Source organism: Nocardia sp. NPDC057440 (assembly GCF_042802915.1).
Taxonomy (GTDB): domain Bacteria; phylum Actinomycetota; class Actinomycetes; order Mycobacteriales; family Mycobacteriaceae; genus Nocardia.
The window spans coordinates 210018-229419 of the sequence record NZ_JBHVDF010000014.1 but is presented as its reverse complement, the minus strand read 5'-3'; the positions used below and the strand labels follow the sequence as shown (position 1 = coordinate 229419).

The following is a 19402-nucleotide window of genomic DNA, read 5'->3' as shown; positions in this document are numbered from 1 at the left end:
GCTGAGCCTGCCCCTGCGGCGCACCCAGCACCGATACCGCATAGAGAATCGCCGCCACCGGCACAGCTCGACGAGCAGACACGGCAACACCTTCCCCGCGACAGGGACAGCAACCCGATACGGCCAGGGACGGACGCCGATGACCTCGCGGCGCGCAGTACTGCTGACTTGATCAGCAGTTTAGGCTTTGCTATAGAATTGCCAGATTCGAGAGTAGGCCGAATTGACGGCGATTTCGCGCCCGGTGTGTCGATGGTGCGGCCACTGGTGTGCGGCGGCACGGCGGCCAGACGCAGAACTTCAACACGAGGACGGCGCTCCATGACAGACGTCGACTATTGCGTGGTTGGTGGGGGATTCGCGGGATTGACGGCCGCCCTGCGGCTGAAACAGGCGGGTCGATCGGTGGCGGTGCTGGAAGCCCGGGACCGACTGGGCGGGCGCACGTTCACTGAGGTGCGCGAGGACGGGTCCTGGATCGATCGTGGCGGCGCCTGGATAGGGCCGGGGCAGGACCGGATCTACGCATTGATGAATGAGTTCGGGGTGCCGAGTTACAAGCAGTACACCGACGGTGAGGCCATGATGGTGGTCGATGGCAAGCAGTTCCGCTACACAGGCACGATCCCCTGGACGATGAGCCCCTGGGCAGCGCTGAACCTCGGTGCGGTGTTTCTCGAGCTGGGACATATGTGCAAGTCGATTCCCCTCGAAGCTCCATGGACTGCGAAGAACGCCGACAAGTGGGATCAGATCACCCTGGCGCATTGGCTGGACAGCAACATCCTGTCCAAACCCGCCCATGAGCTGCTCGAGACCGCCATCGCCGGCTGCTACACCTCGGCCGCCTCGGAGGTATCGCTGCTCTTCGTGCTGTACCAGATGGCGTCGGGGGGTGGGCCGAGCTTCGTCCTCGGCGTCAAGGACGCGGCCGAGGATGCTCGACCAGTCGGGGGCATGGGTGCCATCTACCGGCCGATGGCGGCCGAGATCGGCGACTCGATCCACCTATCGCAGCCGGTGCGGGACATCGATCAGGATGCCGACGGGGTGACAGTGCGCTCCGACGAATTGACCGTGCGCGCACGCCGGGCGATCGTGGCGGTTCCCTTGGCGATCGCGAGCCAGATCCGGTACAAGCCGATGCTGCCGGTCGATCGATCGTTCCTGCATCAGCGAATGCCGAGCGGCGCGATCTTCAAGATTGCCGCCGTGTACGACGAGCCGTTCTGGCGTCACGACGGGTTGTCGGGGCAGTCGGCCGCACCGGGATCGCCCGCGACCGTCACCATCGATGCCTGCACCGACACCGGGCGACCCGGGGTCATGTGCGTCATCACCGAGGGGCCCATCGCGCGGCAGATCGGGCAACTCGATGATGCCGAGCGCAGGGCGGCGATCCTCGGCGCCCTCGCCGAGCGGTTCGGCGACAAGGCCCGCTCCCCCGTCGACTACATCGAGCAGAACTGGGGTGGCGAGCGTTATTCCGGTGGCGGGATGCTCAGTCACGCACCAACCGGTGTCCTTACACAGTTCGGTCATGCCCTGCGCGAACCTTGCGGCCGCGTTCACTGGGCCGGAACCGAGAGCTCTGCGGTCATGTGCGGTTGGGTCGACGGAGCCATTCGCTCGGGCGAACGGGCGGCGAGCGAAGTGCTGGAACACGAAACTGTGACCGCGCTCAGAGGCAGGCCAACTCATCTTTGAGCGACCGGTGCGCGACCCGCCTGGCTGACCTCGACCCGAGCACCGGGCAATTCGGCGACAAGTCCGGTCTCGACCGGCGTGTTCGATGCCGCTTCGACTGCGGCGGGCCCCACTGCGTCATACCGGCGATGCGGAAACCGATATCTGGTCGAATTACCTTGCCGCACTGGCGGATCGCGAGTTGTCCGGCATCCTTATCGATGAGCTGCGTGATGCGCTGATCGAGGCCGCCACAGCGCTCGAGCCGGACTGGGACCGGTCCGCCACGACGGGAAGGCGGGCGGAAGACCTTCATCGAGCGGCTGCACGGCGCGTTCGCGGCAATACCCGCCAGCCTGGAACTGTCGGCACGCGGCTAGCAGGATCGGTGGCGGTAAGCTCGGCCGAAATGACCACGTTCTCGGTGTGGATCTGCTGGACTGGGTGGACTCTTACCGATGTGCGAACGCAGTAGTGCGTTCCGTGTAGGACGCCCGGCGAAGGGGTAAATGTCATGGCAGGCAAGCGGACGGTCCTGACCGCGGGACTGCGCCGACTCTCGGTGCTGCTGTTCGACATGCGCGAACAGTCCGGTCTCAGCAAAGAGGAAGTCAGTAGCAAGACCGGGATCAACATCACCACGCTCTACCGCATCGAGACCGCTCAGGCTCGCCCGCAGCGACGCACCCTGATGGCGATGCTCGACCTATACGGCGTCACCGAGCAGCAGCGCGAGGACGCGCTGGAGTTGCTGTCGGACGCCCTGAAGCCCGGCATGTCGCGACCGTACGAGGCCAGCCTGACCGATGTGTACGCCGCCTATATCAACTTCGAATCCGAGGCGCTCTCGGCCAGGCACTACCAAACCTCGTTCATCCCAGGGCTGTTGCAGACCGAGCAATACGCCATCGCGGTCATCGATACCTCCATGCCGAAGCTGGAGGCATCGGCTTTGGAACGCCGCGCCAGGGCCAGGCTGGACCGGGCCGCCGTACTGAGCAAGACCGATCCGCTCGAACTATGGGTGGTGCTCGACGAAGCCGCCATCCGCCGGATGGTCGGTGGACCCGAGGTCATGAACGGGCAGCTCACGCGACTGCTCGAGGAGATCAAGAAGAAGAACGTGATCTTGCAGATCCTGCCGTTCGGAGCGGGCGCGCACCCCGGCATGGCCGGATCCTTCACACTGCTGGACTTCCCCAACCCGGCCGACCCGGAACTGGTGTACGTGGAAGGCATCGCGGGCGACGAACTGATCGAGGGTCACACCGAAATCCGCCGCTTCGGCGTGATCTTCGACCAGTTGCGCGCCATGGCCCTGAGCCCGCGCGACTCCGTCAGCCTCATCAACGAGGCCGCGGCGCACATGCGCTAGGCGCGGCTGGCGCGCCGGTAGCCGAGAGCGGCGGGGATCGCGAACACCACGATCGCGCCGACCGACCAGGCAATGGTCGCCAGTAAGGGCGTGCGCACGGGGCCGCCGAGCGACAGTCCGCGCATCGCATCGATGGCGTAGGTCATCGGTTGATGCTTCACGATCGGTTGTGCCCACGCCGGATAGGCGATCAGCGGCACGAACCCGGTGCAGAAGAACATCAGGAGCGATGATCCCAGCGAAACTGCCTCCACCAGAGCGGCTTTCGCAGAGAACACCGCAACGGCGGTAACCATCGTCGCGAACGCGAGCCCGAACAGCATCGGCACACCGAGCAGCGCGATACCGGCCGCCGCCCCGCGCTCGAACCGGAACCCGAGCGCCACTCCGACCGCGAACAACACCAGCGTGCATGCCAGGATGCGCACCCCCTCGGCCACGATCCGTGCCGCAAGCCCCGAGGCGCGGTGCACCGGCAGCACCCAGAACCTGGCCAGCAGTCCCTGGTCTCGTTCACTGCCGAGGGTGACGGCGCCGGCCACCGACCCCGCCATCACACCGACCAGCGAGACCATCGGCACCGACCCGTACAGCGCATTGGAGCCGGCGAACGACGAAATCTGACGACCGAGAATAGTGTTGAGCATGATCAGCAACAGCGCGGGGAAGGCAAGCGACTGAATGATCGTCAGCGGATCCCGCCACCATCGCATCAGCAGCCGCTTGGTTTGAATCATCGTCTGCGGCAGAAACAGTCGCCAGGTCTCGGTGGCGCCTGCCACCTTCGTCAAGGCCACCACCTGCGTCGGCGCCGAGGTCATGCCGACCTCCGGATCGCCACGATCGTGGCCGCGCCACCGAACACCGTGGCAAGACCGAGCGCCCACGCCAGCGGCGGCCAGAGCGACGACCAGTCCACCGCGCCCGCATTGGGTGTCGAATCACCCGCCAGCGCGCGCAACCCGTTCACGAATTGCGACACCGGCTGGTTACGCGCGAAACCCTGTATCCAGGCCGGGAATTGGGAGGCAGGCGCAAAGCCCGTCGATACCATGCCGAAGATGAGCTGCGGCAGGATCAGCGACTGGGCGGTCACCTCGGGACGCTTGGCGAGGCTGCCGAGCAGGTCGGCGCCGAGGCACAACGCCAAGGAGATCAAGAACGCATAGCCGAGGAAACCCAGTGTGTGCCACCAGCCTCCATAGAATCTGAACCCGATGACATGCCCGGAGACCAGCGCCGCCGACAAAGCGACCAACGCCCGATACAGCGCCGCGGTGACGCGCGCGGCCAGCGGCATCACCGCCGGCATCGGCATCGACCCGAACCGCTGGTCGAGGCCGTCCTTGGCATCGGTGGCCGAGCGGAAGGCGGCCGAGATCGCACAGAAGGCAGCCGCCTGCATCACGATCATCGGCATCAGGAACTGCGCATAGCTGCTCAGCCCGTGGCCGTAGACGGACATCACAAGATTCAGCGGCGTGTAGAAGCCGAGGGTGAACAGCGTCGGCGCCAGCACAGCGGTGAACAGTTCACCGTTGCGCCACGAGGGCCGGATCAGCCGCCGCGCCAGCACCCACCACTGCGCCACCGGTGCGGTATGCGGTCGCCGCGCGGCGACCAACCGATCGCTGCTCATCTGCACACGTCCATCGTGCGTGACACTCGCGCCCCGCGGCGGCCAACACGACACATAACCGCCGACTAATTTGCACGCCCAACGGGTACATATCAAACATGTCCAGTACCGACGCCGAATCCGGCACTACGCAGGAACCAAGCCTGAAGCGGGTGATGGGACCGGGATTGCTACTGCTGTTCGTCGTCGGAGACATCCTCGGCACCGGGATCTACGCGCTCACCGGCAAGGTCGCGAACGAGGTCGGCGGCGCGGTGTGGGTGCCGTTCCTCGTCGCCTTCCTGATCGCGCTCCTGACCGGCATGAGCTACCTGGAGCTGGTCACCAAATATCCGCACGCCGCGGGCGCCGCGCTCTACACCCACAAGGCCTTCGGCATCCAGTTCCTCACCTTCATGGTCGCGTTCACCGTGATGAGTTCCGGAATCACCTCGGCCGCCACCGCCTCGCGCGCCTTCGCCGCCAACTTCGCCGAAGCCTTCGAACTCGACCTCGGCACCGGTATCGGCATCACCCTGATAGCACTGGCCTTCATGGCCGTGGTCGCGGCCATCAATCTGCGTGGTGTGAGCGAGAGCGTGAAACTGAACGTCCTGCTCACCTGCGTCGAACTGACCGGGCTGTTGATCGTTATCGGCATCGGACTATGGGCCCTCGGGTTCGGCAACGGCGACTTCGGGCGCATCACCGAGTTCGAGACCGGCAATCGCACCGCACTCGGCGGCGTCATCGTGGCCACTACGCTGGCCTTCTACGCGATGGTCGGCTTCGAGGACTCGGTGAATATGGCCGAGGAGTGCAAGGAGCCGAGCCGCATCTTCCCGAAGGTCCTGCTCAGCGGTCTGATCATGACCGGGACGATCTACGTGCTCGTCTCGATCACGGCGGTCGCGCTGGTCCCCACCGATCAACTCGGCGCGGGCGATACTCCGCTGCTGCAGGTCGTCGAGATGGGCGCGCCAGGCTTCCCCACCGACATCTTCGCGTTCATCACGATGTTCGCGGTCGCCAATTCGGCGCTGATCAATATGTTGATGGCCAGCCGTCTGCTCTACGGGATGGCCCGGCAGGGCGTGCTGCCGCGTCCGCTCGGCCGGGTACACCAACGGCGGCGAACCCCCTACATCGCCATCGCTTTCACCACCGTGCTCGCCCTCGGGCTGATCGCGTTCGTCGGCGAGGTGCCCGAACTCGGCGGCACCACAGCGCTGTTGCTGCTCGCCGTTTTCACGGTGGTCAATGTGGCGGTGCTGGTGTTGCGCCGAGACACTGTGTCGCACAAACATTTCCACACACCCACCGTGCTGCCTGTCATTGGTGTGGTGGCCTGCGGATTCCTGGTCACCCCATGGACCGATCGCAACCCGCAGCAGTACACGATCGCCGGCGTACTGCTCGCCATCGGCGTCGGACTGTGGGCGCTCAACCACTTTGCGATCCGGCGCCTGCCCACCGAACTCCCGGCCGAGGAAACGCCGAGGCCCGACGACGATCGAATTGTGTGACGTTCGAGTCGATCACGACGGGTCTGTCCGAAATCGTAAGATGACGACCGACCAGGGTATCGGTAATGTGAGCCGCGATGACCAGCATGGAAGCCCGATTCCGCGACGCTGCCCGGACCGTGCCCCTCCCCAGCCCATGGAACCTGTCGGCCTACCTGGCGAGTGTCGCCGCACATCGCGGCCGCTCGATCTCGCTCCACCCCGTCCCGGCCGGGATACTCGCGGAGACCGGCTGCCGCGGCAGCGGACTGTGGGTCGCGCGCAAACACGACGACATCATCGTTTACGACGCCGACACCTCCCAGCGCGATGCCGACCACATCGTCCTGCACGAGGTGGGGCACATGCTGTTCGGACACGGCAAGGACGACTCCGATCCCGCGACACCGCTGCCACCGACCCTGGCCGCGCTGCTGCCCTCGCTGTCGCCGGTATCGATCCGGCATATCCTCGGCCGCAGCGACTTCGGCACCGAACGCGAACGCGAAGCGGAGGTGTTCGCCGATATGACAATGGTGTACGCGACGCTGCCACAGCGAAAGAGTCGGTCTTTCCGGCTGTTCGGCCGCAACCGCTGAGCGGCGGCCTCGCCCGCGCTCGGGCCGAATGCCGAACCCGCGCCTCCCGACCACACCCCACCCTCGGTCATCCTCCCCCATCCCCGATACCCACACTGAACTGGACACTTCTGCAGCAAACATCGAGTAACCGCAACCGTGTCACATTCGCCGAAGCTCTCAGCGGGTGGCCGGGATACGACGAAGGCGGCTCCCGTCGATGGTCGGGAGCCGCCTAGTTTGTGCTGGGCTACTTCAGGCGGAGTTTGCCGAAGAGACCATCTTTTTCGTCGTCGGGGCCTGCGGTGAAGTACAGGGAGTTGGCGTCGCCGAGGCTTTCACCGTTACCGAACATCAGGGCCCACAGACCCTCGATTTCGACGGGCTTGCCGCTGTCGTCGCGCAGGTAGTCGACGAACTTGCCGGTGGTGTCGTCGTAGGCGAGGACGTAGCCCGCGCCGCCGAAATTGCCGACGAGGAGCTTGCCGCTGAGCGGGCCGAAGTCGGCGGGGGCCACGGTGACAGCCCATGGGGCGTTGAGGCGGCTGCCGTCGTCGAGGATGCGGACCAGCTTGCCGGTCTCGTCGAACTCGGCGACCTTGCCCTTGGCCGGCTTGCCCTTGGCGTCCTTCTCCTGGTCCTTGTCGAGGGAATCCTCTTCGCCCGCATCGAACTTCGTCGCGTCCTGCTCGTCGGGCTTGGTGGCGGCGTAGGAGACGAACACCCGCTTGCCGACGGTGGTCACATTGAATGGGGCCGGGTCGCCCGGCTTGGCCTTCTTGCCCTGGTCAGGGGCGGCCGGGTCGATCTGGTCGCCGGTGGCGAACGGGTTGGCGAAACCTGCGGTCGGGATCAGCTGCCAGTTCTGGTCGAACGTGCGGACCTGCGGGTCGGCGCCGAAATCGGCGGCGAGCAGCTTGTCACCCGAGGGTGCGAGCGCGATGCCGAAGAACTGCATGCCCTGCGGCTGGCCGTCGAACATCAGGCTGGCCGGGCCGTCGGCTCGGACGATCTGGCCCTCCGGGCCGAGTTCGGTCCAGGCCGCGATCTTGCCGGAGTCGGTGGCGAAGATGAACCGCGACGAACCGGTCAGCAGCTGCGGTGCGCCGTCCACCTCGACCGGCTGATCGCGCACGACGAACAGGTCGGAGGTGATCGGAGCGCCGTTGAAGACGACACCGGTGGTCTTGCCGATGCTGTTGTCGGAAGTGTCGGAATCGGCGCCGGGAATGGTGACGATCTTCAGCGGATCCTGGAACAGTTTCTGCACTTTGGGGTCCGAGGATGCTGTCACATCGCCGACGAACTGGAACGATTTACCGCCGCCACCGACCCAGAAGTGACCGCCTGCGCCCTTCGGGCGGTCGGCAAGGCCCCACGCGTTCACCATGTCGGGGAAGGTGAACTCGGCCTTGTACTCGGCGTTGCTGGCGGCGAGGTTGGTCTGCGTGTAGTGATTGCCATCGAGGGCAGGCACTTCGTCGTTCGACTTCGAATCCGAGCATGCGGCCGCGACGACCAGCGCCGCGCCGAGTACGGATACGCGCAACAGACCATCTCGGGTCCCCGATCGCCACGCACCGTTTCGGCGCAATTCACTCCAGCGTCCGTTCAACTCATTGTCCTTTCAGCCGCCCGCCACCCTCTTGGCGATTAGGCGATGCTAACCTTAGCCTGACGAAATTTAGGGAGTATTGGAACACCCCACCATTCGCGGGTTTAGGCTGTCCGCCGTGGTCGAACCCCAAACCCCCGTTGCTCCTCATCCCGATATCGCACCATTGGCGCCGCTGCTCGGCACGTGGCGCGGCCCAGGGCACGGTGAATATCCGACCATCGAGCCGTTCGACTATGTGGAGGAAATCAAATTCGGCCATCTCGGCCGGCCATTCCTCACGTATCGCCAACGCACCCGCTCCGCCGACGGCAGCAGGCCGATGCACGCCGAAACAGGTTATCTGCGCTGTCCGCAACCGGACCGGGTGGAGCTGATCCTCGCCCACCCGACCGGCATTACCGAAATCTGTGAGGGCGCGCTGTCGGTCACCGACGGCGAGGTGCACATGGAGCTGGACTCGACGAGCATCGGCCGCAGCAGCACCGCGAAACTGGTGACCGCGCTCGGCCGCTCGATCCGGCTGTCCGGCAACACCATCGACTACACGCTGCGGATGGCCGCCGTCGGCCAAGACTTCCAGCACCACCTGGCCGCAACGCTGCACCGGGCCTGAGGCGCGGGCCGGTTCCGGGTGGGATCCGGCCGCGAGCCGATCACGAATTCTTCCTGGTTCAGTACTTAACATGATTGGCACACAACAGATTTCGGATGCACGAGTACCGTTTCCGGGTCAATGCGTATGCTGGGACCGATCGCACGGCGCTCGATGCGTGCGAAACAGCTCCGCGCACTGAGTGATTCGGAGGCGAGAACGTGGCGGCTGCGGGTATCGGACGAGTGGCACTCGATCTACGGGTGCTCGGACCGGTGCGCCTGCTCTTCGACGGTCGCGCGATTGCGCTACGTGGCGCCAAACTTCGCGCCCTGCTCGCGATGCTGGTCATCAATCGACGCAACGCCGTGGCGAAAACAACTCTGGCCAAGGGAATTTGGGACGAAGGTCCGCCGAGCCGATCGGTCGAAGGCCTCTACGCCTATGTCTCGAATCTACGCACCGTGCTGCGCGCGGCCGGGGTGGACGACCGGACCATCCTGCGCACGGTCGGCGACGGATACCTCCTCGACATCAGCGAAGACCAGTGTGATGTCGGCCGATTCGAACGCGCGCGCAACCAAGGGACACTGGCCCTGCGCACCGGCGACCTGGAGACTGCGGCGGAGTGTTTCGCACACGCGTTGTCGGAATGGAGCGGCGAAGCCGTCGCCGGACTTCGCATGCTGCGCTTCGCCGACAATTTCGCGACCGATATGGACGAGCGCAGGCTGAATGCAGTGGCCGACCGCTTCGACGCCGACATCGGTTGCGGGCGTGAGGGCGCGATACTGGGCGAGCTCGCCGCGCTGACCGCCGAACACACCGTGAACGAACGACTATGGCGGCTATTGATCACCGCGCTGTACCGCAGCGGACGTCAGGCCGACGCGCTGACCGCTTGCCTGCGCATTCGCCGCAATCTCGCCGACCAGCAGGGCATCGACCCCGACCCGAAAACCGTCGCACTGGAGGAGGCGGTCCGCAGCCAGCAGACGCTGCCGACGCTCTCCTCGTCGCCGGGCGCGACGACAAGGGACCTGCCCGACCTCCGCCGCCAGGCGTGGCTACGGGTCGGTGACGACGAGCCGATCGCCGTCCCAGCAGCGGGGCTGCGCATCGGCCGCGATCCCGACAACGACGTCGTGCTCGACGACTCATGGGTCAGCCGCAAACACGCACGCATCCTGGCCAGGCCGGACGGCATGTTCATCAGGGACCGGGATTCGGCCAACGGGGTCTACCTGAACGGGTCCCCGATCGGCGCCGACACCGCCCTGTGCGACGGCGATGTGATCAGGATCGGGTCCACCGTGATCCAGTACGAGATGCCCGATCGCAGGAACCCGAAACCACCTCGATAAAATGTGAGCTACGGCACATATCGAAGCCCTGATGTGGGGCGGGGAACTTCGACCTTGCCCGCCCGGCTGATTTCGGTCTACCGTTCACAGGGCAGCAAACAATCAGACAACTCTTCGCGAAACACCCTTCGCGGGACCGCTCGTTCCCTTCTCCGTCGATTGCCCCTGACCCGAAGGAGCCGAACATGAAGCGTTCCACCACCATTCTCGCCACCGCCGGTCTCATCCTGGGCGGCGCTGCCACGATCCAGGCACTCGACAGCGGCGACGCCGGGCGGGCCGCACCGATCGTGGATGAGCGCGGCGACCGGGTAAAGCTATCGGTGTCGGCCGACGAGTGTCAGTACCCCGAGGGCAGCACCGTGAACATATCGCGGGTGACCGCTACCGCATGGTCGGAGCTGCCGCCCCTGACCAGCAGCGTGGCGAACGCGATATCGCCTCGGTAGCCGACGAACCACGAGTGCGACCCACCGTCGACCTCGGCCTCTCCCGTCTTGCCGAACACCTCGCCCTGGTCGGCGATGCGTTCGGCGGTGCCGCCGGTGACCACCTTGCGCATCATCGTCCGCAGCCCGTCGATCACCTCGGGTGCGATGGCCGGGCGTTCGCCCTCGATCGCGGTGGTGCGACCGGAGATCAAAAACGGCACCGGCGCCGACCCGTGCGCGATCGTCGCCGCCATCACCGCCATCCCGAACGGGCTCACCACCACCTTGCCCTGGCCGATTCCGTCCTCGGTGCGCTGGATCAGGTCATCCGACAGCGGCACCGAACCCGACGTGGCCGGCAGCCCGGCGATCGTGTAGCCGGGTCCGACGCCCAGTTTCGCGGCCGTCGCGTGCAGCGCGTCACCCGGCAGCTGGCTGGCCATCTTCGCGAACGAGGTGTTGCAGGAGCGCTCGTACGCGGTCGCCATCGGCACCTCGCCGAGGGTGAACAGGTTGTAGTTGGGAATCGTGCGCTCCCCGATCACAATTCGGCTCGGGCAGGGCAGCAGTGTGTCCGGCGTGGCCATTCCGCGCGACATCGCGGCGGCCGCGGTGACCGTCTTGAAAATCGAGCCGGGCGGATACTGTCCGATGGTCGCGACCGGGCCGTCCCGGTCGGCAGCCTTGTTCTGCGCGACCGCGAGAATCGCGCCGGTGGAGGGGCGCAGCACCACCATCATGGTCTGCTCGGTGCGCGCATCCACGGCGCGCTGCGCGGCATTCTGCACGAACCGGTCCACGCTCAGCGAGAACGACGGCGCCGGCTGCGAGGCCACCTCGGTGAGCACGTCGGTGTCGGCACCGTTGGCGTTCATCGTGACAACGCTCCACCCCGCCTTGCCGTCCACCTCGGCGATCACCGTCTTGCGGACCTGAGCGAGCAGATCCGGCGCGAAATTCCGGTCGGTGGCGACCATGTCCCATTGCTGGCTCAGCGTCACGCCGGGCAAGCCGATAAGGTCCGCGCTCACCTCGTCGAATTCGTTCTCGCTCAACAGCGCGACGGTATAGGCGCCGTCGGCGGATCGCGCCGCGCCCAGGATGACCTCCGGTGTCAGCCGTTCGTCGAACCGCCGCAGCGCCGCGGCCAGTGACGTCGCCACGAAGCGCTGGTCGGAGGCGGCCGTCGCGGTGAACGCTATACGGGAGACTTTGCCGGGCACCAGCACGTCGCTGCCGGACTGCTCGTTGACCCTGGCGCGGGGCGCGGGGTTGGCGCGCAGCGCCATCGTCTGGGTGTTGCCGAGCTTCGGATGGATATCCGAGGAAGTCCAGCGCACCATCCAGCGTCCGTCGCTGCGCCCCATCTGCAGTTGGCCGGTGTAGCGCCAAGTCCGGTTCTTGGGCAGCCGCCACTCGTAGGTGTAGTCGACAGTCGCGGTGTCGCCGGTAACCCTGGCCGCGCCGGTGTGCGCGATCAACTGTTCGGCTTGGAGCTGATCCCATGCGGAACCCAAAGCGGCGGTTGCCTTCTCGGGTTGACTGGTGAGCTGCGCCGCCGTGTCGAGATCGCGGTCCGCGAAGGCCGAGACGAAAGCATCGGCCGAGGGGACCGGCCCCTGCGGGCGCGCCGAACAGCCGCTCCCCGCCGTGGCGGCGAGCACCGCGACAGCCAGCGGGATGAGCATGCGAGTCGACATCGGCACCGATGTTAATAGCCAATCGCGAGCAAATGCCTGTGGCGCACCGATGTTCGGTCGAAGTTCAATCGAGCAGGACCGTGGCGAAGGTGGCGATCTGGCGGAAGCCGACCCGGCTGTAGGCCCGGCGGGCAATGTTGTTGTAGTCGTTCACATACAGGCTCGCGGTCCGTCCGGAGGCGACCACCGCATTGGCGACCGTTGCCGTGCCGCCGGTGCCGAGGCCCGCGCCGCGGCGTTCCGGATGCACCCATACGCCCTGGATCTGGCCGGTGCGCCGAGACAGCGAACCGACCTCGGCCTTGAATACGACCTCGCCGTCCTCGAACCGAGCCCAAGCCCGCCCGGAGCCGATCAGACTCGCGATCCGACGACGGTAGCCACGACCGCCATCGCCCGCGCGCGGGTCGACCCCGACCTCCTCGATGAACATGGCGATGGCCGCGTTGAGGTAGCGGTCCAATTCGTCGGGGCGGACCCGGCGGACCTCGAGATCAGCGGTCGCGAGCGCGGGCTGGCCGAGTGCGAGCAGCGGCTGCTCACCACGCACCTCCCGCTCCGGTCCCCAATGCGAGGCGAGCATCTCCCACAGCGGCAGCGCCAGCTCTCGACGCCCGACCACCGAGGAGCACACGCGTGGCCAGCGCACCGCCCGATCGGCGAAGGCGCGCAACGCGTCCTGATCGCCGAGCAGCGGCACCATGTTCGCGCCGGAGAAGCACAGCGACTCCGACGGGCCGCCACGGCTCCAGAGCTCGCCCTGCCCGCTACCGGTTTCCAGCCCGAACTCCTGCAGCCGCGCGGCGACCATGCAGGAGGCGACCGGATCGGTATCGAGCACTCTCAGGACCTGTGCCAGATCCCGGTTCGCGAGCTGACGCGCGGGGGCAAACTTCGCCCGTCGCGCCGGCTCCAGCAGACTCCGCACGAATGACAGCCTGCCACGAATCGCGCAGATGTGATATGCCGATGCCGAATAGCAACACCTAGCCGACCGTGACGACCGGTTCCCCCGCACCCGCGTCCTCGCCCATCTGCTCGGCCAAGCGCATGGCCTCCTCGATCAGCGTCTCCACGATCAATGCCTCCGGCACCGTCTTGATGACCTCGCCCTTGACGAAGATCTGGCCCTTGCCGTTGCCGGACGCGACGCCGAGGTCGGCTTCACGGGCCTCACCGGGACCGTTCACCACACAGCCCATCACCGCGACGCGCAGCGGCACCTCCATGCCCTCCAGCCCGGCGGTGACCTCGTTGGCCAGGGTGTACACATCCACTTGGGCGCGGCCGCAGGACGGGCAGGACACGATCTCCAGCTTGCGCGGGCGCAGGTTCAGCGACTGCAGGATCTGCCCGCCGACCTTGACCTCTTCCGCGGGCGGCGCGGACAGCGACACCCGGATCGTGTCACCGATGCCGTCGGCCAGCAGCGCACCGAACGCCACCGCCGACTTGATCGTGCCCTGGAACGCCGGGCCCGCCTCGGTCACACCGAGGTGCAGCGGATAGTCGGACTGCGCGGCGAGCTGCCGGTATGCCTCGACCATGATCACCGGGTCGTTGTGCTTGACCGAGATCTTGATATCGCCGAAGCCGTGCTCCTCGAACAGGCTCGCTTCCCACAGCGCCGACTCGACGAGCGCCTCGGGAGTCGCCTTGCCATACTTCTCCAGCATCCGCTTGTCCAGCGAACCGGCATTCACCCCGATGCGAATCGGAATGCCCGCGGCGCCTGCGGCTTTCGCGACCTCGCCGACGCGACCGTCGAACTCCTTGATGTTGCCGGGATTGACGCGCACCGCCGCACAGCCCGCGTCGATCGCGGCGAAGATGTAGCGCGGCTGGAAGTGGATATCGGCGATGACCGGGATCTGGCTCTTGCGGGCGATGGTGGCGAGCGCGTCGGCGTCCTCCTGGCGGGGACAGGCCACACGCACGATGTCGCACCCGGAGGCGGTCAGTTCCGCGATCTGCTGGAGGGTCGCGTTGATGTCGTGGGTCTTGGTGGTGGTCATCGACTGCACCGAGATCGGATGATCGCTGCCGACGCCGACACCGCCGACCATCAGCTGGCGGGTCTTGCGACGTGGCGCGAGAACGGCCGCAGGTGCGGTCGGCATCCCCAATCCGATTGTGCTGGTCACTTCCGGCTGCCTACTTTCGTGCGTTCTGGTGAGCCGTTCGCCTACCGAGCTTAGTCGCGCGGCAGCCGCTGACCCTGTGACGACCATGACATGTTGCTATCCCCCGGTGCCCGCGACAGGGTACCGCGTCAGGGCGAACAGCTGAAGTGGGCGACCGATGTCGGCGTCAGGGGAACAGTTTGATGGGGTTGATGATGTCGGCGACCAGCGTGAGCACCATGTACGCACCGCCGATCACCACCGCGACGTAGGTCACCGGTAGCAGCTTCAGGTAGTCGACAGGGGCGCCTGGCGCGAGGCCCTTCAAGCCGCGGATGGAATTGCGCAGCTTCTCGTAGAGCACCACGGCGATGTGCCCGCCGTCCAGCGGCAGCAGCGGCAGGATGTTGAATGCGCCGAGGAAGAAATTCAGACTGGCCAAGACCAGGATGAACAGGTTCCAGAGCCCACGCTCGGCGGTCTCGCCGCCGATCTTGCTCGCACCGTAGACGCTGACCGGGGTTTCCGGGTCACGCTCGCCGCCGGTCACCGCGGTCCACAGCGCCGTCACCTTCTGCGGCATCTGAGCCAGCGACTGGAACGTGCGCACGAACATGTCACCGGTGAATGCGCCTGCGGCCGGAATCGCCGCCAGCACATTGTATTTCACGGGTTCGTAGTACTCGGAGCCGACGCCGACGGCGCTCACCTCACGGCCGGGCCCACCATCGGCCGGATAGCGCACCACCCGGTCCGGATTGACCGGAATTGTGAGAGTCTGCCCGTCGCGTTCGACCGTGTAGGCGAACGGTCCGTTCTGCTTCTGGGTTTCGGCCTGGAACTCCGGCCAGGTCTTCACCTTCACCCCGTTGACCGCGGTCACCACGTCGCCGGTCTGCAGCCCGGCCTGCTGTGCCGGGCCGGCGCCGCTGCATGCCTGCAGCGTGCCGTCCGCATTCTGCTGCGCGACACAGCTCATCTTGCCGATGGAGGTGGCGGGCGGCTGATCGAAGCGCGGCAGCCCCCAGCCGATCGCGAGGATGACCACCAGGATGAAGCCGAGCAGGAAGTTCATCGCAATGCCGCCGGACATCACCACCAGGCGCTTCCAGGTGGCCTGCCGGTACATCGCCCGGTCGAGATCTTCCGGCGCCAGCTCGTCCAGCGCGGTCATGCCCGCGATATCGCAGAAACCACCGAGCGGCAGCGCCTTGAGCCCGTACTCGGTCTCACCGCGCCGGAAGGAGAAGATCTTCGGGCCGAAGCCTACGAAGTAGCGGCGCACCTTCATGCCGGTCGCCTGCGCGGCCCACATGTGCCCACATTCGTGCAACGCGACCGATATCGTGATGCAGAGGGCGAACAGCACGAACCCCAACGCGAACACCATGTGGTTTACAGCCCTCCTGCATTGCGCAGCTCGCCTCGATGAAATGCGACCACAGTCGCGAGTACCGCACGCACGCGTCCGGTCATGGTCGCGAGCACTCCGACAACAGTAACCGGACCTCGGCCGACTCTCTCGGCTCAGTCTGCCAGGCCGCCGTAAAACGGCGCGCCCGATCCCTTCGAACCCGCGCCCATTGCGGTCGCACCGACCTCCCGCGCATCCCGAGTTGCCGGGCGGCGGCCTGCTCGGCGCGGAGCGCGTCGGCGATTCCCTGGAAGTGTGCCGGTCAGGCGTGAACGAGCGCCCTGGCGTAGTCCCGCGCCCAGGTGTCGGCAGCGAGCACCTCGTGCAGCGTTTCCGGGTCGGCGCGCCACTGTTGCGCCGCGTCGACCGCGCGCGCGACGGTGCGCACGATGTCGGGGAACCGAATGGCGCCGTCCAGGAAGGCTTGCACCGCAACCTCATTGGCCGCGTTGTAGACCGCCGTGACACTGCCGCCCGCCATGCCCGCCTGCCTGGCCAGCTCGACAGCGGGGAACACCGCGTTGTCGACCGGCTCGAACTCCCACGTCGATGCTGTGCTGAAATCGCAGGCCGCAGCGGCGCCCGGCACCCGATCCGGCCAGCCGAGCGCCAGCGCGATGGGCAGCTTCATATCCGGCGGGCTGGCCTGCGCCAGGGTTGAGCCGTCGGTGAAGGTGACCATGGAGTGCACGATCGACTGCGGGTGCACAGTGACGTCGATCCGGTCGTAGGCAATGCCGAACAGCAGATGGGTTTCGATCAGTTCCAGACCCTTGTTCATCAGCGACGCCGAATTCAACGTATTCATCAAACCCATCGACCAGGTCGGATGCGCCTTCGCCTCGGCGGGGTTCACCGATTCGAGCATTTCGGCGGTCCAGCCGCGGAACGGACCGCCCGACGCGGTCAAGATCAGGCGGTCGACCTCGTCGGCCCGACCCCCGCGCAGGCACTGCGCGAGCGCCGAATGCTCCGAATCGACCGGAACGATCTGGCCGGGGGCCGCGGCACGCGTCACCAGCGATCCGCCCGCGACCAGCGACTCCTTGTTCGCCAACGCGAGCCTGGTGCCCGACTGCAGCGTGGCGAGGGTCGGTTCGAGGCCGAGCGAGCCGACCAGTGCGTTGAGCACCACATCAGCCTCGGTGCGGCGCACCAGCTCGGTCACCGCACCCGGACCACCGAGAGCGAGGTCGAGCTGTTGTGCCGCGGCCGGGTCGGCGACAGCGACATTGCGAGTGCCGGTCGCGGCCATCTGCGCGGCAAGCAACTCGGTGTTACCACCGCGGGCCGCCAAGCCGACCACCTCGAACTTGTCGGGATTGGCCGCAATCACCTCGAGCGCTTGGGTCCCGATGGAACCGGTGCTGCCGAGCAGTAGGACTCTCACAATGTCGGACACGGCCCCATTGTGGCAGGGCCTGCTGGCTACGACGACCGGTCGTATGCCACGATATCGACAAGTATTCGACCCACCAAGGAGCGATCGTGGCCGCCACGGAACTCGAAACCACCCACAGTGACAGCGGCGTCCTCACCCGTGTGGACACCGCCGAGGTTCCGTCCGCCGCCTGGGGCTGGAGCGGCGAGTCCCGCCGGACCTTCCGTGCCGCGGGCTGGATCGTCGCGTTCATCCTGCTGGCCATGACCATCGGCAACCACAAGGGCCGGGTCGAAGACGTCTTCCTCGTCGGCTTCGCCCTTGCCATCGCGGGCATTCTGATCCGCGACTCGATTCTGCGTCGCAAGCCGAGGTAACTGGGCTGATCTCGCCACGATCGCCCGCCGCGCATCCGCCACGCGGGTGCGCGGCAGCAACGCGCCCGTGATCCCGAGACCCGGTGCGCTACAGCGCAAGACGCGCCGCAGCGCCGCCTCGGTGGGGTACGGTCTCCGGCCATGAACCGAATCCTGGCGACCACCATGCTCAGCGCAACCACCGTAGGAACGCTGTTGTTCCTGCCCGCCGGACCCGCGCAAGCGCAGTCGACGGCGTGCAGCACCGCCATCGATCTGATCAATGCTGCGATCACCGAGTCCGGCGGGAATCTGGATCCCGAGACAGCGAACTCACTGTCCACAAAACTCTTGGCTGTCAACGCCAGCGGCACCGACAAAGACGCGATCGCCGCATACGCACGCGCGCTGGTCGATGACAAGGTCCCCGATATGGCAGCCGCGACGGTCGACTTCAACCGATCCTGCGCAGGCTGATCAGCCGCAGAGGTGGCGGCCCGGATTCGGCCGCCGGCGGCAGCTCGGTGACACAGCTGGGGCCGGTTACGCAATCCGCTTCAGCCAGGCCCTGGCTGCCGGCCACCCCACCGGGGAGATCGGGCCGGCCGACAGCGGCCGTCCGCTTCAACCAGACCCTGCCGCCACACGATCCGGGAACTGGTGTCCATCAGTGGCACGGCCGTTCAGGCCGGACCCATTTCAACCAGCCCGTTCCCCGCCGCTGCCCACCCCGGAAGCCGTGACCGTCAGCTGACAGCGACCATCTACACACGACCGCCGCAGACGACCCCTCGAAATGGTTTGGGCCAACCCGATCGCCCAACAGGTCGGACAACCACGGAGAACAACCAGACCGACCGGTGCCAACAGCACGCTCAACGGCCCGGTCACCGGCAGCAACGCCACCGAACTCACCAAGGCGCCGAACCCTATTGCGCCACGGACCAAGTGACGTGGGACAGACTTGCTCGCAAAGCTGGACTCACCATTCATTCCCCAGCTCCGAACGCCGAATACCACTGCACCGCAATCCAAGTGGTGACGAATGGGCCTGCCGGCACTGCCTGCCCCTCAGTCATCGGTGCCTCCGTACATCGGATCCTGCAAGGTGTGGTGCACGGCCGACCTGGCTCGATGCAGCCGTGACTTCATCGCCGCGGTGCTGAGCCCGAGCAGATCCGCGACCATACGACCGCTGTAGCCCTGAACGTCCCGCATGATCAGCACTCGCCGCTGATCACCGGGCAATGCCGCAATCGCCGCCGCGACCCGCTCGGCTTCCAGGCGATGCATCGCCGCGTCCTCCGCCGACACCGCGCCTTCGTCGAAGACCGGTTCGGAGCGGCGCGACATCAGGCGCAACTGGCGCAGACATTCGTTGCGAACGATCCGGAACATCCACGACGCCAGCGCACCCGACGCGCGCAATGTCCCGATCTTGCGATACAGGATGATCAGCGCCTCCTGCGCAGCATCCTCGGCGTCCTCCGGCGTGGCACACAGCGAGTAGGCGAACCGTCGGACATGCGGATGCGCCCCCGATACCAGGGCGGCAATCGATTCGGTATCCCCCGACTGCGCCGCAGCCACCAGATGCTCATCCGGCCAGCGCACGTCAGCCACGGGACCCCCGCTTCCGCAGCACGGCAACACTGCACGCA

18 protein-coding genes are annotated in these 19402 nt (G+C 66.4%); 9 read left to right on the top strand and 9 right to left on the bottom strand.

Annotation, left to right across the window (positions count from 1 at the left end):
• The first annotated feature begins 321 nt into the window (after positions 1 to 321).
• The 3 genes from ACFU4Z_RS26910 to ACFU4Z_RS26900 all read left to right on the top strand — a co-directional run bounded on the left by ACFU4Z_RS26910 (position 322) and on the right by ACFU4Z_RS26900 (position 3061).
• Entirely contained in the window at positions 322 to 1707 is a 1386-nt protein-coding gene (locus tag ACFU4Z_RS26910) for a flavin monoamine oxidase family protein (RefSeq protein ID WP_379067767.1), read from the top strand.
• 85 nt (positions 1708 to 1792) lie between these two features.
• The gene (locus ACFU4Z_RS26905; RefSeq protein ID WP_379067764.1) at positions 1793 to 2161 is read left to right on the top strand and encodes a hypothetical protein; all 369 of its coding nucleotides are present in this window, start codon (positions 1793 to 1795) and stop codon (positions 2159 to 2161) included.
• 39 nt (positions 2162 to 2200) lie between these two features.
• Positions 2201 to 3061: a helix-turn-helix domain-containing protein gene (locus tag ACFU4Z_RS26900; protein WP_379067761.1), complete on the top strand. Its 861-nt coding sequence runs from the start codon at positions 2201 to 2203 to the stop codon at positions 3059 to 3061.
• Here ACFU4Z_RS26900 and ACFU4Z_RS26895 read toward each other — a convergent pair.
• Positions 3058 to 3882 carry an ABC transporter permease gene (locus ACFU4Z_RS26895; protein ID WP_379067758.1) on the bottom strand — a complete coding sequence of 275 codons (825 nt, stop codon included), beginning with the start codon at positions 3880 to 3882 and terminating at the stop codon, positions 3058 to 3060. The two genes, ACFU4Z_RS26900 and ACFU4Z_RS26895, sit on opposite strands and share 4 nt — an antisense overlap.
• Positions 3879 to 4700 (bottom strand): ABC transporter permease, encoded by an 822-nt coding sequence (locus tag ACFU4Z_RS26890; protein WP_379067755.1) that lies wholly within the window; start codon positions 4698 to 4700, stop codon positions 3879 to 3881. Before ACFU4Z_RS26890 ends, ACFU4Z_RS26895 begins: the two co-directional genes overlap by 4 nt.
• Before the next feature lie 98 nt (positions 4701 to 4798).
• Here ACFU4Z_RS26890 and ACFU4Z_RS26885 point away from each other — a divergent pair, with 98 nt between their 5' ends.
• Positions 4799 to 6205: an APC family permease gene (locus ACFU4Z_RS26885; protein ID WP_379067753.1), complete on the top strand. Its 1407-nt coding sequence runs from the start codon at positions 4799 to 4801 to the stop codon at positions 6203 to 6205.
• A 77-nt stretch (positions 6206 to 6282) separates the two neighbouring features.
• The gene (locus tag ACFU4Z_RS26880) at positions 6283 to 6783 is read left to right on the top strand and encodes a hypothetical protein (protein WP_379067750.1); all 501 of its coding nucleotides are present in this window, start codon (positions 6283 to 6285) and stop codon (positions 6781 to 6783) included.
• 229 nt (positions 6784 to 7012) lie between these two features.
• Here ACFU4Z_RS26880 and ACFU4Z_RS26875 read toward each other — a convergent pair whose 3' ends face one another.
• A complete protein-coding gene (locus ACFU4Z_RS26875; RefSeq protein ID WP_379067870.1) occupies positions 7013 to 8314 on the bottom strand; it encodes a TIGR03118 family protein in 1302 nt (433 codons plus the stop codon).
• Positions 8315 to 8495: 181 nt separating this feature from the next.
• Between ACFU4Z_RS26875 and ACFU4Z_RS26870 the strand changes: the two genes are divergently transcribed.
• Both ACFU4Z_RS26870 and ACFU4Z_RS26865 read left to right on the top strand, forming a co-directional pair.
• Positions 8496 to 8993, top strand: coding sequence for a peroxynitrite isomerase (locus tag ACFU4Z_RS26870; protein ID WP_379067747.1), 498 nt, complete (start codon positions 8496 to 8498; stop codon positions 8991 to 8993).
• 200 nt (positions 8994 to 9193) lie between these two features.
• A complete protein-coding gene (locus ACFU4Z_RS26865; protein ID WP_379067744.1) occupies positions 9194 to 10336 on the top strand; it encodes a BTAD domain-containing putative transcriptional regulator in 1143 nt (380 codons plus the stop codon).
• A gap of 340 nt (positions 10337 to 10676) precedes the next feature.
• On the opposite strand, the gene ACFU4Z_RS26860 is transcribed toward ACFU4Z_RS26865, so the two are convergent.
• The 5 genes from ACFU4Z_RS26860 to dxr all read right to left on the bottom strand — a co-directional run bounded on the left by ACFU4Z_RS26860 (position 10677) and on the right by dxr (position 17406).
• A complete protein-coding gene (locus ACFU4Z_RS26860) occupies positions 10677 to 12467 on the bottom strand; it encodes a penicillin-binding transpeptidase domain-containing protein (protein ID WP_379067742.1) in 1791 nt (596 codons plus the stop codon).
• 64 nt (positions 12468 to 12531) lie between these two features.
• Positions 12532 to 13395, bottom strand: a complete 864-nt coding sequence (locus tag ACFU4Z_RS26855; RefSeq protein WP_379067739.1) for a GNAT family N-acetyltransferase — start codon at positions 13393 to 13395, stop codon at positions 12532 to 12534.
• Positions 13396 to 13453: 58 nt separating this feature from the next.
• Positions 13454 to 14611, bottom strand: coding sequence for a flavodoxin-dependent (E)-4-hydroxy-3-methylbut-2-enyl-diphosphate synthase (gene ispG / locus ACFU4Z_RS26850; protein WP_379067737.1), 1158 nt, complete (start codon positions 14609 to 14611; stop codon positions 13454 to 13456).
• A 166-nt stretch (positions 14612 to 14777) separates the two neighbouring features.
• Positions 14778 to 15980, bottom strand: a complete 1203-nt coding sequence (locus ACFU4Z_RS26845) for a M50 family metallopeptidase (protein ID WP_379067734.1) — start codon at positions 15978 to 15980, stop codon at positions 14778 to 14780.
• A gap of 286 nt (positions 15981 to 16266) precedes the next feature.
• Complete coding sequence (gene dxr / locus ACFU4Z_RS26840; protein WP_379067731.1) at positions 16267 to 17406, bottom strand: 1-deoxy-D-xylulose-5-phosphate reductoisomerase; 1140 nt, start codon at positions 17404 to 17406, stop codon at positions 16267 to 16269.
• Positions 17407 to 17492: 86 nt separating this feature from the next.
• Here dxr and ACFU4Z_RS26835 point away from each other — a divergent pair, with 86 nt between their 5' ends.
• Complete coding sequence (locus ACFU4Z_RS26835) at positions 17493 to 17762, top strand: DUF2631 domain-containing protein (protein WP_379067729.1); 270 nt, start codon at positions 17493 to 17495, stop codon at positions 17760 to 17762.
• A 141-nt stretch (positions 17763 to 17903) separates the two neighbouring features.
• On the top strand, positions 17904 to 18218 hold the full coding sequence (locus ACFU4Z_RS26830) for a hypothetical protein (protein WP_379067726.1): 315 nt from the start codon (positions 17904 to 17906) through the stop codon (positions 18216 to 18218).
• A 594-nt stretch (positions 18219 to 18812) separates the two neighbouring features.
• Here the strand turns inward: ACFU4Z_RS26830 and ACFU4Z_RS26825 are convergent.
• Positions 18813 to 19355: an RNA polymerase sigma factor gene (locus ACFU4Z_RS26825; protein ID WP_379067723.1), complete on the bottom strand. Its 543-nt coding sequence runs from the start codon at positions 19353 to 19355 to the stop codon at positions 18813 to 18815.
• Positions 19356 to 19402 lie beyond the last annotated feature (47 nt).

What these genes read in the sequence shown, in the direction of transcription:
- ACFU4Z_RS26910 (WP_379067767.1), top strand. Translation starts at nt 322, where the DNA reads ATGACAGACGTCGACTATTGCGTGGTTGGTGGGGGATTCGCGGGATTG.
- ACFU4Z_RS26905 (WP_379067764.1), top strand. Translation starts at nt 1,793, where the DNA reads ATGCCGCTTCGACTGCGGCGGGCCCCACTGCGTCATACCGGCGATGCG.
- ACFU4Z_RS26900 (WP_379067761.1), top strand. Translation starts at nt 2,201, where the DNA reads ATGGCAGGCAAGCGGACGGTCCTGACCGCGGGACTGCGCCGACTCTCG.
- ACFU4Z_RS26895 (WP_379067758.1), bottom strand. Translation starts at nt 3,882, where the DNA reads ATGACCTCGGCGCCGACGCAGGTGGTGGCCTTGACGAAGGTGGCAGGC.
- ACFU4Z_RS26890 (WP_379067755.1), bottom strand. Translation starts at nt 4,700, where the DNA reads ATGAGCAGCGATCGGTTGGTCGCCGCGCGGCGACCGCATACCGCACCG.
- ACFU4Z_RS26885 (WP_379067753.1), top strand. Translation starts at nt 4,799, where the DNA reads ATGTCCAGTACCGACGCCGAATCCGGCACTACGCAGGAACCAAGCCTG.
- ACFU4Z_RS26880 (WP_379067750.1), top strand. Translation starts at nt 6,283, where the DNA reads ATGACCAGCATGGAAGCCCGATTCCGCGACGCTGCCCGGACCGTGCCC.
- ACFU4Z_RS26860 (WP_379067742.1), bottom strand. Translation starts at nt 12,467, where the DNA reads ATGTCGACTCGCATGCTCATCCCGCTGGCTGTCGCGGTGCTCGCCGCC.
- ACFU4Z_RS26845 (WP_379067734.1), bottom strand. Translation starts at nt 15,980, where the DNA reads ATGGTGTTCGCGTTGGGGTTCGTGCTGTTCGCCCTCTGCATCACGATA.
- ACFU4Z_RS26830 (WP_379067726.1), top strand. Translation starts at nt 17,904, where the DNA reads ATGAACCGAATCCTGGCGACCACCATGCTCAGCGCAACCACCGTAGGA.